Here is a 16,288-nt window from a genome sequence, read left to right on the forward strand (position 1 = left end):
TTTTGATTTTTTTAGGAGAGGTGAAGAAAATGACAGATCAAGAATATATGAGGATTGCCCTGCAGTTAGCAGAAGGGACATCAGGACAAACAAGTCCGAATCCTATGGTTGGTGCTGTTGTTGTAAAAGATGGAAACATCGTTGGTATGGGCGCTCATTTACGAGCTGGTGAAGAACACGCAGAAGTTCATGCCCTTCAAATGGCTGGTCAGAACGCCAAAGACGCTACCGTTTATGTAACACTGGAACCGTGTAGCCACTTTGGAAAAACACCACCTTGCTGTGAATTGCTCATTGAAAAAGGAGTTAAGCGTGTTGTAATTGCTACTCTCGATTGTAATCCGCTCGTTTCTGGTAACGGAAAAAGAAGATTAGAGGAAGCTAGAATTGAAGTAACTACCGGTATTCTTGAAGCAGAAGCGCTTTTATTAAATCGCTACTTTTTTCACTACATGAAAACGAAACGCCCTTTTGTAACAATCAAAACAGCAATGAGCTTAGATGGAAAAATAGCAACTGTAACTGGTGAAAGTAAGTGGATTACAGGTGAAGAAGCACGTGCTGATGTTCACCAATATCGCCATACACATGATGCAATTCTTGTTGGAGTGAATACAGTTATAGCTGATAATCCTCATTTAACAACAAGAATTCCAAATGGTGGGAAACATCCTATTCGCGTTGTTTTAGATACCCATTTACGAACGCCACCATCTTCTCATGTTATAACAGATGGTTTAGCACCGACATGGATTATTGTCGGTAAGGATGTAAAGAAAGCGAAGATATCTTCTTATGAATCTAAAAATATAGCTATATTCCAAATGGAAACGAAGTATATAGAAATCGAGGACCTTCTTTCCTTTCTTGGAGAGAAACAAATTCTTTCTCTATTCGTTGAAGGTGGCCAATCAATTCATGCAAGTTTCTTAAAAACAAATAATTTTAATGAAATTGTAACCTATATAAGCCCGAAATTAATTGGTGGGAAAGATGCTCCTACTTTATTTGGAGGAAATGGTTTTTCAAAATTACAAGATGCGCTTTCCTTGAAAATTCAAGAGATGAAACAAATTGGTGATGATATAAAAATCGTTGCGAATGCCCGAAACGAGGTGACGAAATGTTTACAGGAATTGTAGAAGAATTAGGAACGATAGCAAACATGCAACAAAGCGGAGAAGCGATGAAATTAACGATTCATGCAAAGAAAATTTTATCAGATGTTCACTTAGGTGATAGTATCGCGGTTAACGGTATTTGCTTAACTGTAACAAGCTTTACAACTACTTCATTTACAGTTGATGCAATGCCTGAAACGATGCAGTCGACATCACTTCGCATGCTTAAACCGCACTCTAAAGTAAATTTAGAGCGAGCAATGGCTGCAAACGGACGATTCGGTGGACATTTCGTTTCAGGACATATTGATGGCATCGGAACGATTTTAAATAAAAAACAACATTACAATGCCGTCTATTACAAAATAGCAATTTCTGATGAACTGCTGCACTATTGTTTGCAGAAAGGGTCCATTGCTGTTGATGGAACGAGTTTAACGATATTTGATATAGACGAATCTTCCATAACGATTTCACTCATCCCGCACACAGTAAGCGAGTCTGTCATTGGAGAAAAAAATGCCGGAGATATCGTAAACATTGAGTGTGACATGATTGGTAAATATATCGAACGCTTTATTACTAAACCTACAAAACGAGTAGGTTCAATGACTGAAAGCTTTTTACAAGAAAACGGATTTCTATAAGGGGGAAGAACAATGTTTCATCGTATTGAAGAAGCTCTAGAAGATTTAGAACAAGGTAAAGTCGTTATCGTATGTGATGATGAAAACCGAGAAAATGAAGGCGATTTTATTGCTTTAGCAGAGTACATTACACCAGAAACAATTAATTTTATGATTACACATGGCCGTGGTCTCGTTTGTGTACCGATTACAGCAGGGTACGCAGAACGTCTACAATTAGAACCAATGGTATCTCATAATACAGATTCACATCATACTGCGTTTACAGTGAGCATTGACCATGTTTCTACAACAACAGGGATTAGCGCTCACGAACGTGCAACTACGATACAAGAATTGTTAAACCCTGCATCAAAAGGCACTGATTTCAATCGACCTGGACATATCTTTCCATTAATTGCGAAAGAAGGCGGTGTCCTGCGTCGTGCAGGTCATACAGAAGCTGCTGTTGATTTAGCAAAGCTATGCGGTGCCGAACCAGCTGGAGTTATTTGCGAGATTATAAATGAGGACGGCACGATGGCACGTGTACCTGATTTAATAGAATGCGCAAAACAATTTGATATAAAAATGATTACAATAGAAGATTTAATTGCTTACCGCCGCCATCATGAAACACTTGTGACGAGAGAAGTGGAAATTACATTACCTACAGATTTCGGTACTTTCCACGCAATTGGCTATTCTAACTCATTAGATACGAAAGAACATATCGCACTTGTAAAAGGTGATATTTCAACAGGTGAACCGGTACTTGTACGTGTTCATTCTGAATGCTTAACAGGAGATGTATTCGGTTCACATCGCTGCGATTGCGGACCACAACTCCATGCAGCACTTGCTCAAATTGAGCGTGAAGGAAAAGGTGTTCTTCTTTATATGAGACAAGAAGGAAGAGGCATTGGGCTTCTTAATAAGCTTCGTGCTTATAAATTACAAGAAGAAGGATTCGATACTGTAGAAGCAAATGAAAAACTCGGCTTCCCTGCTGATCTTCGTGATTACGGTATCGGTGCTCAAATATTAAAAGATTTAGGTTTACAAAGTTTACGATTATTAACGAATAACCCAAGAAAAATTGCTGGCTTACAAGGTTACGATTTAGAAGTAGTCGAGCGTGTACCGTTGCAAATGCCGGCAAAAGAAGAGAATAAATCGTATTTACAAACGAAAGTAAACAAATTAGGACACTTACTAAACTTATAATTAAAGGAGAGATTTATTATGGTATTCGAAGGTCATTTAGTTGGTACAGGATTAAAAGTTGGAGTTGTTGTTGGACGTTTTAACGAATTTATTACAAGTAAGTTACTTGGCGGCGCTTTAGACGGATTAAAGCGTCACGGTGTAGAAGAAAATGATATTGATGTTGCTTGGGTTCCTGGTGCATTTGAGATTCCTTTAATCGCTAAAAAGATGGCTAGTAGCGGAAAGTATGATGCTGTTATTACATTAGGTACTGTAATCCGAGGTGCTACAACTCACTACGATTACGTTTGTAATGAATTAGCAAAAGGTGTTGCGTCATTATCACTACAAATGGACATCCCAGTTATTTTCGGCGTATTAACGACAGAAACAATTGAACAAGCGATTGAACGCGCAGGTACGAAAGCTGGTAATAAAGGATATGAATCAGCTGTTGCTGCAATTGAAATGGCTCACTTATCAAAACAATGGGCATAAAAAAAGAGGCTGCGGCCTCTTTTTATTTTTTTACCTTTTTTTGTACATCTTTTATTAATTCATTCATCGTTTTTCCTTCTGTTTTTATATGAAGAGCTTGTGCTGTTCTCCATACATTCTCTCTTTTTTTCGCTTCTTCTATAATAGTAATTTCTTTTCTAACTTCCTTTAAATCTTTTCCTTCCGTTTTCAATCCAAAATGTTCAGCTTTCGTTCGAAAGTGTTGTTCGATTCTTTGTTGCATCTCTTTTTGTTCAGGATTTTCAGCAGCCTTAACTGGATCAGAACTTATTGCTTTTATTAAAATTAAACAAGTCATAATCGCTAATATGTATTTGTACATGTAAAATCCTCCAACCCAATATAAATTACATATTTACTATGTACAACTAGGGCTTGGAAAATTCGTCCACAAAAATTCTTTTTTTCGTTCAAAAACCAATAGCATCAAGCGTTTACAACTATTTATTACATTTTATTTACAAAAAAAGCAAACCCTTTTACAAGTTTGCTTTTTCATCTATCCTATAATGCACATTCTTCAATCTCAAATCCTAAATCTGCAATCATACCCCAGTCCGCAGTCGGCTCTTGTCCAGCTGTCGTTAAGTAGTCCCCGACAAAAATAGAATTTGCTGCAAATAAACCGATTGGCTGTACAGAACGTAAATTGATTTCACGTCCTCCTGAAATACGAATTTCTTTTGTTGGGTTTACAAAACGCATCATTGCCAGTACTTTTAAACATTCTACTGGTGTTAACTCTTTTTGCCCTTCAAGAGGTGTCCCCTTTACAGCAACAAGGAAATTACAAGGGATAGAATCTGCATCTATACGTTGTAATTCAAATGCAATTTCAGCACGCTCTTCAATTGTTTCTCCCATGCCAAAAATCGCTCCAGAGCATGGTGAAATACCAGCTTGTTTTGCTTTTTGAACTGTATCAACACGATCATCGTACGTATGAGTTGAACAAATACTATCGTAATTATTTGCATGTGTATTTAAGTTGTGGTTATAACGATGCACGCCTGCTTCCGCTAAACGTCCTGCTTGATCTTCATTTAAGAAACCTAAACAACAACAAATCTTCAAGTCTGTCGTTTCACGAATTTCCTTAACTGCTCCAATTACGTGATTTACCTCTTTATCCGTCGGACGACGACCAGACGCTACAATACAATATGTACCTGCTTTACGGCGTATTGCTTCATGTGCCCCTTCTACAATCTTCTCCTGCGTTAACCATGCATATTTATCAATCGGTGCTTCTGAAATAATAGACTGTGAGCAATATCCACAATCTTCAGGACATAATCCAGATTTCGTATTAATAATCATATTCAATTTTACTTTCTTACCAAAATGATGATGGCGAATAATGTAAGCTGCATTCATAATTTCTAAAACTTCTGTATCATCAGCTTCTAATATCGCTATTGCATCTTCTTTCGTAATCATCTTCTCTTCCACTACGTCGTATGCTAGTTTTTTCCAATCCTTTTTTGTTTGCACTTGTTTCATTTCATCTCTTCCCCTCTTTTGTTATATGCATAAATAAAGCATGATACGTTGCCATTATCCCTTCATTTCCCGTGAAGTCTCTTTCGTATATGCGTAGCATCGCACGAAAGAGTGAGGGACTTTGACAATATGATCCTTCATTGCTATTAGTTGCTCCTACTTTTCGAATAGAATGCAGAAACCCCTTAACTTCTGTAAAACTCTCTATGTAACATGTTTCAGAAACATGCACCTCCCCTGTTTCTATCTTGCATATATGAAGCAACTGATCTTTTGAATAAAAACGTTGACCAATCGATGTTTCATTTTTTATATTTCTTTCTTCTTTCGCACGTTGGAACGAAGCATGCAATTCTTGAAATGTTTCATGTCCAAACGTTGAAAAGAGTAATATCCCATCTATAGACAAATGTTGAAATAAATTTCTTAACACTTGTTGTAAATTATTTAACCATTGAAATGTAGCATTTGAAATAATGACATCATATGATTCTTCTAATCGTAATCGCTCAATATCTTCACAGTGAAACGTTACATTTTTTACATTTTGTCTAGTTTGCGCAATCGCAATCATACTTTCAGCAAAATCAACTGCTGTAATATGTGCTTTCGGAAATAACTTTGATAATTGCTCTGTTACATAACCCGTCCCGCACCCCAGTTCTAAAATACGTATCGGTGCCGTTTCACTATATCGTTCCTTTAAGATTGAAAGTAATGAATGTGCCATCTTTTTTTGTACATTTGCATATCGATCGTAAGATACGGCTGCCCCATTAAACCGTTTTTGTAGTAACGTTTTGTTGATCATGTCGTATCCCCTCTACAAATTGAATTATCTCATTTGCGCAATATTCAAAATTCGTTACACATAATGCATGCCCTGCTTCACTTACTACTTTCAGCTCGCTGCTGCTATTCTCCGTCATACTACGTGCCGCAGACAATGGGCATATTACATCCTGTTCTCCGTGGATAAGTAGTATAGGTACTTTAATTTCTTTTAGTTCTTCTCTCATATCTGTTTCTATTAAATAATCCAAACCTAGTTGTAAAGACTGAATAGAATCACCTTTAAAATGTTCTACAATGTCCTCAAAGTTTTTGTTCTCTTTTAGCTCATCTTTCGTAAACATATTTTCATAAAACCGCTTGAGCGTATCTTCTTTCCTTCTCGCCAAATTCCTTTTCAGCCGTTCTACATGCAAAGCATTCCATCCATTACTATAGTCGCTCGTATTTGTAAATTTAGCGGTCCCACCAATTAATACGATACCTTTTGCCTCAATCTTTTTATAAGCTTCAACTGCTGTTAACGCTCCTAGTGACCATCCAACTAAAATTACGTTGTCGTTATGCGCTACATCTATAATTCGTTCTGTAAATTCACTTCGTTCTTTCACATTACGCCAATCTATGCATTCAACAGGATATCCTTTAAAATACGGAAGTACTAAATCCCAAATATTCTCTTCCATTCCCCATCCGGGGATAAAAATAATCTTTAGCTCGTTCATACGAAAATCTCCTCTTCTTTCGCAATGTGAATAATTCGGTCAATAGCCCATTTTAAATCAGCTATTGTATGTTGCGATGTAACTGCAAAGCGAATTCGAGAACTATGAACCGGCACAGTTGGCGGACGAATTGCAATGGCCGCAATCCCTGCCTCTTGCAACCTTTTACTAAATCGTAAAGCATGTTCATTTGAACCGACTACAATCGGTACAATATGAGTTGAACTATTCCCAATATCAAAACCAGCATCCCTTAATTTAGTTCTGAAGTATTCTCCGTTTGCTATAAGGTTCTCTCTTCTTTCGTTATCTTCTTTTACAATTTCAATTGCTTTTTGCACTGCTCCTAACGTACTTGGTGGTAAAGCCGTAGTAAAAATAAAGCTTCTCATCATATTTTGTAAATACTCTATATAAATTTCATCGCCTGTCAAATACGCACCATAACACCCTAAAGCCTTGCTAAACGTCCCCATATGTATATCAATTTTTTGAGCAAGTTTTTTTTCTATATGAGATAACCCAGCTCCGCCGATTCCATATATTCCACTCGCATGTGCTTCATCGACTATAATGATTGCCCCGTATTTCTCTTTCAGCTGTACTAAATCTCTCAAATACGCAGTATCACCATCCATACTAAAAACGGTATCTGTTACGATTAATTTCCTTTTTTTAGGCGAAGCCATTTTCAACAGCTTCTCTAAATGATCCAAATCATTATGACGATACCTTTTATGCTCTGCCCCGCTTAATATGATTCCATCAACAATACTTGCGTGATTTAACTTATCACTAAAAACAATATCGTGCCGAGAGGCTAAAGAAGATATGGCACCTATATTTGCCGTATACCCACTATTTACAATTAAAGCTCTTTTAGTACCTTTCCAGTCACATATGCTTCTCTCAACCTCCTCATATAATGGATGATTTCCTACAACGAGACGAGAGGCAGTCGCTCCAGTTCCATATCTTTTTGTACAGGCAATAGCAGCTTCTTTTAACCTTTCATCTCCAGCTAACCCTAAATAATTATTTGACGCTAAATTTAACATCCTTTTTTTATCTCGAATAAGCCAAGTCTCTTCTGCCTTCTCTGTTACATGCAAATCACGATACTGCCCTTGCTCATGTAATTGTTGTAATTTAGATTGAAGGTGCGCCCGCCAATTTTGATTCATTTTGGATAAACTCCTCTAATTTTGAAATCATAATATATTCTTTTGCAGATTCTAATACTTCTTCTTTCGTAAACTCACCTTCAAAGAATGGTAATAATCCTAAAACTGGTACCCCGCTCAGCTCTTCAATCATTTCTTTATTTTCTTGCACTCTTTCCATTTCACATTCTTTGCAACCTGATAAAATGACACCCGCTACGGTTAAGCCATGCGCCTTTGCGTAAGCAATCGTTAACACTGTATGATTTACTGTTCCTAATGTAGGACGAGCTACTACAATAAGAGGCAACTGTAATTCTTTTGCAAAATCAATTACTAAAGCATCTTCTGTATATGGGACAGCAAGCCCACCTGCTCCTTCTACAAATAAGCTATTAAACTCTTTTAATAGTTCATTATAGTAATCAGTAATTTCTTTTAACTTTACTACTCTTCCAGCTCTTTTCATGGCAAGTCTCGGAGCAAGTGGTTCTTCAATAGAATAAGGGCAAATTTCATTTTCTTGTGTCGGTACACCTGATAATGCTTTTAACCTTGCTGCATCTCCCTCAGGGTTTGATGCAACATGCCCACTTTGTAACGGTTTATACACCCCTACGTTATATCCTAATTCTCTAAATACACCTGCTATAGCACCTGCAACTACTGTTTTTCCAACTTCAGTATCCGTTGCTGTTATGAAAAAACCACTCATTATTCTCCCTCCGTAACATCCGAGATTGCCTTATATAAAATGCGTAACATATCATCAATCTCTTCAAAAGTAGAAGCAAGTGGCGGCATAAATACAATCGTGTTACCTAGCGGTCGTAAAATCATACCCAGCTCTCTTGAGCGTTTACATACTTGAACACCGATCCTCTCTGTCCAGTCAAACGCTTCTTTCGTTTCCTTATTCTTCACAAGCTCAATACCAACCATTAATCCGCACTGACGAATATCTCCTACATGTTTATACGCAAAGAGCTTTTCTAATTGCGCTGCCACATAATCCGTTTTACGTGCCACTTCTTCTATTAAATTTGTTTTTTCATATAGTTCTAGATTCGCGATTGCTACCGCACACCCTAACGGATTGCCTGTGTAGCTATGTCCATGAAAAAATGTTTTTTGTTCTTCATATTCTCCTAAGAAGGTATTATATATTTCATCTGTCGTTACCGTAACTGCAATTGGTAAATATCCACCTGTTAAACCTTTCCCAGCAGTTAAAATGTCTGGCGTCACATTTTCATGTTCACACGCAAACATTTTCCCTGTACGCCCAAATCCAGTCGCTACCTCATCTGTAATAAATAATACATTGTACTTAGTACATAAATCGCGCAGTCCTTTTAAATATCCTTTTGGCATTGTAATCATCCCGCCAGCACCTTGCATTAATGGCTCTACAATGATGGCAGCTACTTCTTCATGCTTTTCTTTCAACAATTCTTCCATTTCTTCTAAATGGCTTTTTACAATTTCCTCCTTATTATTTCCGTAAGGAGAACGATATGTATATGGATACGGCATTTTAATCGCATCAAATAAGAGCGAACTATACACTTGGTGAAACAAGTCTATTGCTCCTACCGAAACAGCTCCAATTGTATCACCGTGATATGCTTCTTTTAATGTAACGAATCTTTGTTTCTTTGGTTTCCCTTTATGCTGCCAATATTGGAAAGCCATCTTAATTGCAATTTCAACAGCCGTAGAACCTGAATCAGAATAGAATACCTTCTTCAATCCATCTGGTACAACCTCAATAATTTTTTCTGCTAATAAAATAGATGGAACGTTAGCAAGTCCTAACATAGTAGAATGAGCAATTTTATTTAATTGCTCACGAATTGCTTCATCTAATTCCGGTACTTGATGTCCGTGAACATTTAACCATATAGATGAAACACCATCCCAATATTCATTACCATTTACATCGTATAGCTTTCTTCCCTCTCCACGTTCAATAATGACAGGATCTTCTTCTAAATAATCTTTCATTTGTGTAAATGGGTGCCATACGTAAGCTTTATTTTTCTCTGCTAATTCTTCATATGTATAAGATGATTTTTCAATCGTTTTACTTTTTATTGTCACAATTGCCACCCCTAATGTTAACTTATTTATAAATATAGTTAACATTAAATCCGAATGACTGTCAATTATTTTAAAATCAAATAGTTCTTAAAAAAGAACAACTTATCATACGATAAGTTGTTCTACTTTCCATGCTGTATCTTTCCAATTTCTAAAATAATTTCTTCATCTTTTTTCCCCTCTGTATCAATTCCAAGTTGCTTAGCGTGCTCAATTAATAAATCATGACGCTTCTCAAACCTAGCGGTATTTACTTCTTTCGTAACCTCTTCTTTTGTTTTCCCCTCAGTAGAAACTCCTAGTTTCTCTGCTGCTTTTTCCATTGATTTCTTCTCTTCTATTTCTTTTACTTTCTTCACTTCTGACTGTTGTATTTGCTTTTGTTTCAACTGCTGTGATTCAGCCGCAAAAGCTGTGTAAATTCCAGCACTTCCGCCAACGACTAGTAAGGTGGTAAAAAGAATTATTTTTTTCTTCACTCTTTCCTCCCCTTTCAAATTCATTATAACGTACAAAATTAGAGCTTTAAAACAATTATCCTTTATTTCCCTAAAAAAATATTTAATATTTTTATTGACATGTAAGATGAAAATATGATAAAAATTTAACTAACATCATATGAATCGGCGTTGATAGGATTTAGTAGTATTTCGATTTCTGATTTCAGAGAGCTGGTGGTCGGTGCGAACCAGTACAGAGCGAATTATGAATTACCCCCTGGAGCTTCTTTTACGAAACGTGAGGAGTAGTGAAAGACGGTTATAGACCGTTATGTCTAAAGAGTGGTGAAACGACACTGTTTCACAATTTAGGGTGGTACCGCGAATTTTTCGTCCCTGCATATATTGCAGGGGCGTTTTTTATTTTATAAGCGCATATCATATGACCCTTTATTTTGTGATACATTCATTTCACAAGCTAGGGTGGTACCGCGATTTCTTCGTCCCTGCATAATTATATGCAGGGACGTTTTTTTATCCAATCATTTCCGCATCATATAGAAGAACTAACAATTACCGGTAATTTGTCACAAAATTCTAAATTTTAGAAGGAAATATACAATATTGGCGAATTTTATATAAAAAAGAGCTATTTCACATTACTTAGGAGGGGAAAACAATGGTTTCAAAAATTGAGTCTGTTCTTTTAACAATTTTTATCTTTTTCTGTATTGGTTTTAGTGTTATTCAATTAGAAGTTTCACCACACATCCCAATTTTATTTGGTATCGTTCTTTTATTAGCATTTGGATTCTTAAAGAAAATCTCTTGGTCTACTATGGAGAAAGGGATGATTAGTAGTATTTCAGCTGGTATTCCATCTATATTTATTTTCTTACTTGTAGGTGTATTAATTAGCGTTTGGATCGCAGCTGGAACTATTCCGACTTTAATGGTATACGGCTTCCAACTTGTATCTCCAAAAATTTTCGTTCCAACTGTTTTTGTTGTTTGTGCAATTGTTGGAACGAGTATCGGTAGTGCTTTTACAACTGCTGCAACTGTAGGACTTGCCTTTATGGGAATGGGTACTGCCCTTGGATACGATCCAGCTCTTATTGCTGGTGCAATTATTTCTGGTGCATTCTTCGGAGATAAAATGTCTCCTTTATCTGATACAACAAACTTAGCGCCTGCTGTAACGGGTGTAGATTTATTTGAACATATTCGTAACATGCTTTGGACAACAGTTCCAGCTTTCATTATTGCTTTTATCGCATTTTTCATTTTAGGAAGCGGATCTGGTGGAAACGTTGATTTCTCAGCATTTATTAACACACTAGAAAAAAATGCAACGATTTCTATCGTTACACTGATTCCTATTTTATTACTGTTCCTATTCGCATTTAAAAAGGTACCCGCAGTTCCAACATTACTTGCAGGAATTGTGGTAGGGATTATTATTCTCTTTATTTTTAAACCTAGCACTTCTTTAGCTGATTTAATAAAAATTATGCAAGACGGTTACGTTTCTAAAACTGGTATCAAAGACATTGACAGCTTATTATCTCGCGGTGGCCTGCAAAGTATGATGATGTCAATTGCTCTTATTTTCCTAGCTCTTTGTATGGGAGGATTATTACAAGGAATGGGTATTATAGCGCAGCTGATGAATATTATCTCTAGCTTCGTAAAAACTAGTACACGCTTAATTATTTCTACTGCTTCAACTGCAATTGGTGTAAACTTCTTACTTGGTGAGCAGTACTTATCCATCGTTTTAACAGGACAAGCATTTGCTAATAAATACGATGAAGTCGGTTTAGAACGTCGTAATTTATCACGAGTATTAGAAGATGCTGGTACAGTAATTAACCCACTCGTACCATGGGGTGTCAGTGGCGTATTCTTAACAAACGTTCTTAGCGTTCCAACATTCGATTACCTGCCATACGCAATCTTCTGTTTAGCTTGTCCAGTCGTAACCATTATCGTCGGCTTTACTGGATTCGGTCTTTCATGGAAAAAAGAAAAAGCAGTACCAGTTTCATAATATAACAAAAAGGATTACCAAATCGGTAATCCTTTTTATATTTCTCGACTATCTATTCGCTTTCTTTCTTCTAAATAACATAAGTAATCCCGCTCCAACAAACGCAAGACCAGCTCCAATTGTAGAAGCAATACTTGCACCTGTTTTCGGTAAATCACGTTCATCTTTTTCAGCTTCTTTATTTTCACTTACAGTTGTTGTTTCTTTTGTATTTTGATTATCTGTTGTAGTTTGTCCAGATCCAGTAGTGTTTCCATCTTGCTTTGGTTCATTACCATTATTACCTTCTTCTGTTGGTGGTGTTGGTTTTTCTTCATTACCTGTTGGCGGTGTTGTTGGGTTTTCTCCATCACCTTTTGGTGGTGTTGTTGGATTTCCTTCACCAGTTTCTTTATCATCATTCTTCTTCGTTATATCAATTTCATATTTCGCAAATTCATTTTCAGATGGTCCAACATATGAAATCTTTCCATCTGCCTTTATATACTTTTGTGCATTTGGTGAAGAATCAAATGTTGTATTTAATTTATCTGCAACAATCGGTTTAAACGTCCAATTTTGATCAGCTGCTGGATTAATAACTGGTGTTTCTTGCATATACTTCACAATAATTTGACGTGTTTCATCTTGCGATTGGTAAATAACTTCTCCTTTACTTACACCAGGGAACGTTTTACTGCTACCGCGATAATTATTTGTAGCAACGATGAACTTTTGATCATCAGCTACTGGCTTACCTTCATATGTCATATTTACAATACGATTCGTATTTGCATTTACAACTTTTCCATCTTTATCGTATTTCGCCGGTTGTGTTACATCAATTTCGTATTTTAAGCCATCTAAAATATCGAAGTTATATGTAGGATAGCCTATATTTACTAACGGCTGTTCTTCTGTTTTCTTTGGATCAATTTGATTAAACTGACCTGCAGACATTTCAAGCCATTCTTTCACTTGTGCCCCATTTACTTTTACAGCATATAACGTATTTGGATATACGTATAAATCTGCAACGTTTTTAATCGCTAACGTTCCAGCTGGAATATCAGTATAATATGTTGCACCGTTTCGGCCACCTGCTTTAAATGGTGCACCTGCAGATAAAACCGGAATATCTTTAATCTTTTCATACTCTGGTTTTTTAAGTTCTTGTTCTACATACCATTTTTGCGCATTTGTCACAATTTGTACGGAAGGATCATCTTGTACTAATGAAAAATAACTATTAATTGGTGCAGTTGTTTTACCTACAGCTGTATTCACATAATCGATTGTCGCTTGATGATCATCTTTAATTTCATTAACTAGTTTTTGATCAGATTCTACTAATGGATTACCTTTACTATCAGCAATCGGACGAAGTTGCGGCTTAGACTGATCTTTTTGCACTTCCCATTTTCCGTTTACCTTTTTCAATTGCATATCAATAATACCTAAGTTACTACCAAAAACACCAGGCATTACAACTGGAACACCATTAAATACATCCTTCACTTCGGTATGTGAATGTCCCATTAATACTGCATCTACGCCAGGAACTTGTGTTGCTAAATAAAACGATGCATTTTCCATTCCTTCGTTGTATCCACTCTTATCAACACCTGAATGCGCTAGTGCAACTATAATATCCGCACCTTGCGCCTTCATTTCCGGAACTAATTTTTTCGCTGTTTGCACAATATCTTTTGCCTTTACTTTTCCTTCTAAATTCGCTTTATCCCAATTCATAATTTGTGGTGGAACAAATCCCATTACACCAATTTTCACTATTTGTTTTTGGCCTGCTTCATCCACTACTTCTTTCTCTAAAATATGATATGGTCTATCAAAGTAATGCTCGTCATTCTCATCATTACCATCATGGTCATCTATATAGACATTCGAGTTAATAACCGGGAAATCCGTTTTTTCAATCACTTTGTTTAGGTAATCTAAACCGTAGTTAAATTCATGATTCCCAAGAGAGATGACGTCATACTTCATTAAATTCATTAAACGATATAATGGATGTGTATAACTAGGATCCACACGATTCTTCGGATCTTTTATTTTATTCGCTACATAATCTCCAAGCGGTGTCCCTTGTAATGCATCCCCATCATCAAATAGGACAGAGTTTTTCGCTTCTTCACGTGCTTTATTAACAAGTGTTGCCGTTTGTACGAGACCTACTTTATTATCTGTTTTCGTTTGATAATAATCGTAATTCATTAAGTTAACGTGAATATCTGATGTTTCTAGAATTCGTAAGTTAACTGTACTCTCCCCAGTGTTCTCATCTGCATGAGCTGTTGCTGGCATTACTTGCGGTGCTATAACACCAATCGCAAGAGTTGCTCCAGCTAGCATTTTTTTTGACTTTTTCACAAAAAATCCCCCTTATACAATTACCAGAAATAATGAAATGAATCCCTATCTGTCTCTAACCACATACCATTTTTCTTCTATTAGAGACACAATTTTCATTTCACCCTGCGCTAACGAGTAGTCCCCTTAAACGCCCGATTGATGATGACTAACAATTAATAGGAAATAAAGCTCCCACTAATTAAAGTTTCACCTTATCTGACATTATCATATATAAAGTTCTTTCCTATCGTCAATATTTTTTGACAAACTTCAACAAATTTTCTGTAAAGTTATTATAAACTTTTCATAAACATATAATATGCCCTTACATTGCTAATACTGCTGAATATGATACAATTACCAATTACAAGGAGGATGAATTTATGAAAAAAGTCATCTTAACAATTGTTTGTCTCCTCCTTCTGATCATTTCTTATTCTTATTTTGAAAAGAACGACGAGACAAAACAAAATGAATCTGAAGAAAAAACAGAAAAAACATCTGCTCCAAATTGGATTGATAAGCAAACAAACGAATCTTTTTATCATCTTGTATTAGGTGATTCACTCGCTAAAGGATATGGATCGACACAAGGTGGGTTTGCTGAATTAGCTTCTAAGCAAATAGAAGCACAAATTCACAAACCAATTACAGTAGAAAACCTTGGGGTAAACGGTCTTACAACAGATCGTCTCGCAAAAAAAGTTCAATCAGAAGATGTAAAGGAAAAAATTAGAGCAGCAAATATAATTACAATTAATATTGGAGGAAATAATTTATTTCGTTTAAATCGTGATGTTGGTGTTATAGATGGTATAAAAATGTTAAATAAAGAAAAAGCCCATTTTGAAGCGGATATAAAAAGTATTGTAAAGACAGTTCGAGATCAAAATCCTGACGCTTTACTCATTCTCTCAGAACTCTATAATCCGTTACAACTCGATGACTCCATCGCAAGTTATGCAGATATGTTTTTAGATGGCTGGAATGAATCTGTTTATTCCATTTCCAAAGCAAATCAACCATCTATCGTTTTACCAATTCGCAAATTAATATCGAATGATAAAAAAGAGTTATTATTTGACCAAGTACACCCAAATGATAACGGCTATGCGATTATTGCCAATACATTTACAAAGCAAGTGTTATCCTACAAATATTAAAGCGACCATGAAACAATTCTATTTTTATAACATGTCTTTTTTGTTACAATGATAGTGGAAGGGGGCCTTTATATGGAATCACGCGAGTGGGAACGTATTGTTGATCATCTTCTTTCGCTAGTGCCTCTTTTTTATCGCAAATTTATGCTTCCTGGAGAATTTTCTTCTCAAAGACATATGCCGCCATCACATACACAAGTATTACTGCTTTTGCATGAAAACGGCACATTAGCAGTTTCCGAAATCGGCAAGCGGCTAGCGATTTCACGGCCTAACATGACACCTCTATTAAACAAACTTATTCAAGAAGAACTAATAGAGCGTCATTATAGCGAAAAAGATCGACGGGTCATTTTAATTTCCTTAACAGCTGAAGGGAAATTATTAGTAAATCAGTATCAGCAATTCATTTTAGACAAACTAAAAGAAAATTTCCAAACATTATCTGAGGAAGAGCGCGAAAAGCTCATTCATTCTCTTCAAACCATTCAAAATTTAATTTTGAAAACAAACGTATAA

16 protein-coding genes and 1 other annotated feature are annotated in these 16,288 nt (G+C 36.1%); of the genes, 7 read left to right on the forward strand and 9 right to left on the reverse strand.

Annotated features, from left to right (window positions below; translation table 11 throughout):
- The first annotated feature begins 29 nt into the window (after positions 1-29).
- The 4 genes from ribD to ribH are packed head-to-tail and all read left to right on the forward strand — an operon-like array spanning position 30 to position 3,454.
- Positions 30-1,142 carry a bifunctional diaminohydroxyphosphoribosylaminopyrimidine deaminase/5-amino-6-(5-phosphoribosylamino)uracil reductase RibD gene (gene ribD / locus F3I02_RS12330; RefSeq protein ID WP_000131982.1) on the forward strand — a complete coding sequence of 371 codons (1,113 nt, stop codon included), beginning with the start codon at positions 30-32 and terminating at the stop codon, positions 1,140-1,142.
- The gene (gene ribE, locus F3I02_RS12335; protein ID WP_000493906.1) at positions 1,124-1,768 is read left to right on the forward strand and encodes a riboflavin synthase subunit alpha; all 645 of its coding nucleotides are present in this window, start codon (positions 1,124-1,126) and stop codon (positions 1,766-1,768) included. The genes ribD and ribE overlap by 19 nt, the downstream gene beginning before the upstream one ends.
- A gap of 12 nt (positions 1,769-1,780) precedes the next feature.
- A complete protein-coding gene (ribBA, locus tag F3I02_RS12340; protein ID WP_046946406.1) occupies positions 1,781-2,974 on the forward strand; it encodes a bifunctional 3,4-dihydroxy-2-butanone 4-phosphate synthase/GTP cyclohydrolase II in 1,194 nt (397 codons plus the stop codon).
- A gap of 18 nt (positions 2,975-2,992) precedes the next feature.
- Positions 2,993-3,454: a 6,7-dimethyl-8-ribityllumazine synthase gene (gene ribH, locus F3I02_RS12345; protein WP_196478027.1), complete on the forward strand. Its 462-nt coding sequence runs from the start codon at positions 2,993-2,995 to the stop codon at positions 3,452-3,454.
- Positions 3,455-3,476: 22 nt separating this feature from the next.
- On the opposite strand, the gene F3I02_RS12350 is transcribed toward ribH, so the two are convergent.
- From F3I02_RS12350 to F3I02_RS12385, 8 genes are all read right to left on the reverse strand, one after another.
- The gene (locus F3I02_RS12350) at positions 3,477-3,797 is read right to left on the reverse strand and encodes a hypothetical protein (protein WP_000280032.1); all 321 of its coding nucleotides are present in this window, start codon (positions 3,795-3,797) and stop codon (positions 3,477-3,479) included.
- 182 nt (positions 3,798-3,979) lie between these two features.
- A complete protein-coding gene (bioB, locus tag F3I02_RS12355) occupies positions 3,980-4,978 on the reverse strand; it encodes a biotin synthase (protein WP_000815836.1) in 999 nt (332 codons plus the stop codon).
- 1 nt (position 4,979) lies between these two features.
- A complete protein-coding gene (gene bioC / locus F3I02_RS12360; protein WP_074593467.1) occupies positions 4,980-5,789 on the reverse strand; it encodes a malonyl-ACP O-methyltransferase BioC in 810 nt (269 codons plus the stop codon).
- A complete protein-coding gene (locus tag F3I02_RS12365) occupies positions 5,755-6,495 on the reverse strand; it encodes an alpha/beta fold hydrolase (RefSeq protein WP_001004162.1) in 741 nt (246 codons plus the stop codon). Before F3I02_RS12365 ends, bioC begins: the two co-directional genes overlap by 35 nt.
- Complete coding sequence (bioF, locus tag F3I02_RS12370) at positions 6,492-7,679, reverse strand: 8-amino-7-oxononanoate synthase (protein ID WP_196478028.1); 1,188 nt, start codon at positions 7,677-7,679, stop codon at positions 6,492-6,494. Before bioF ends, F3I02_RS12365 begins: the two co-directional genes overlap by 4 nt.
- Entirely contained in the window at positions 7,645-8,373 is a 729-nt protein-coding gene (bioD, locus tag F3I02_RS12375) for a dethiobiotin synthase (protein ID WP_000012472.1), read from the reverse strand. The genes bioF and bioD overlap by 35 nt, the downstream gene beginning before the upstream one ends.
- Entirely contained in the window at positions 8,373-9,806 is a 1,434-nt protein-coding gene (gene bioA, locus F3I02_RS12380) for an adenosylmethionine--8-amino-7-oxononanoate transaminase (RefSeq protein WP_002164169.1), read from the reverse strand. The genes bioD and bioA overlap by 1 nt, the downstream gene beginning before the upstream one ends.
- Positions 9,807-9,883: 77 nt before the next feature.
- Positions 9,884-10,240 carry a hypothetical protein gene (locus F3I02_RS12385; protein WP_000726909.1) on the reverse strand — a complete coding sequence of 119 codons (357 nt, stop codon included), beginning with the start codon at positions 10,238-10,240 and terminating at the stop codon, positions 9,884-9,886.
- Between the two features lie 141 nt (positions 10,241-10,381).
- Positions 10,382-10,602, forward strand: a binding site (T-box leader).
- 278 nt (positions 10,603-10,880) lie between these two features.
- Between F3I02_RS12385 and nhaC the strand changes: the two genes are divergently transcribed.
- On the forward strand, positions 10,881-12,254 hold the full coding sequence (gene nhaC, locus F3I02_RS12390) for a Na+/H+ antiporter NhaC (protein WP_000253730.1): 1,374 nt from the start codon (positions 10,881-10,883) through the stop codon (positions 12,252-12,254).
- Between the two features lie 48 nt (positions 12,255-12,302).
- Here the strand turns inward: nhaC and cpdB are convergent, their stop codons facing one another.
- On the reverse strand, positions 12,303-14,624 hold the full coding sequence (cpdB, locus tag F3I02_RS12395) for a bifunctional 2',3'-cyclic-nucleotide 2'-phosphodiesterase/3'-nucleotidase (RefSeq protein WP_196478029.1): 2,322 nt from the start codon (positions 14,622-14,624) through the stop codon (positions 12,303-12,305).
- 365 nt (positions 14,625-14,989) lie between these two features.
- On the opposite strand from cpdB, the gene F3I02_RS12400 reads away from it, so the two are divergent.
- Together F3I02_RS12400 and F3I02_RS12405 are read left to right on the forward strand one after the other, a co-directional pair.
- Positions 14,990-15,769, forward strand: coding sequence for a GDSL-type esterase/lipase family protein (locus tag F3I02_RS12400; protein ID WP_000755850.1), 780 nt, complete (start codon positions 14,990-14,992; stop codon positions 15,767-15,769).
- Between the two features lie 72 nt (positions 15,770-15,841).
- Positions 15,842-16,288, forward strand: coding sequence for a MarR family winged helix-turn-helix transcriptional regulator (locus F3I02_RS12405; protein ID WP_000445819.1), 447 nt, complete (start codon positions 15,842-15,844; stop codon positions 16,286-16,288).

This window comes from Bacillus sp. SRB3LM (assembly GCF_015712745.1).
Classification (GTDB): Bacteria; Bacillota; Bacilli; order Bacillales; family Bacillaceae_G; genus Bacillus_A; species Bacillus_A thuringiensis_K.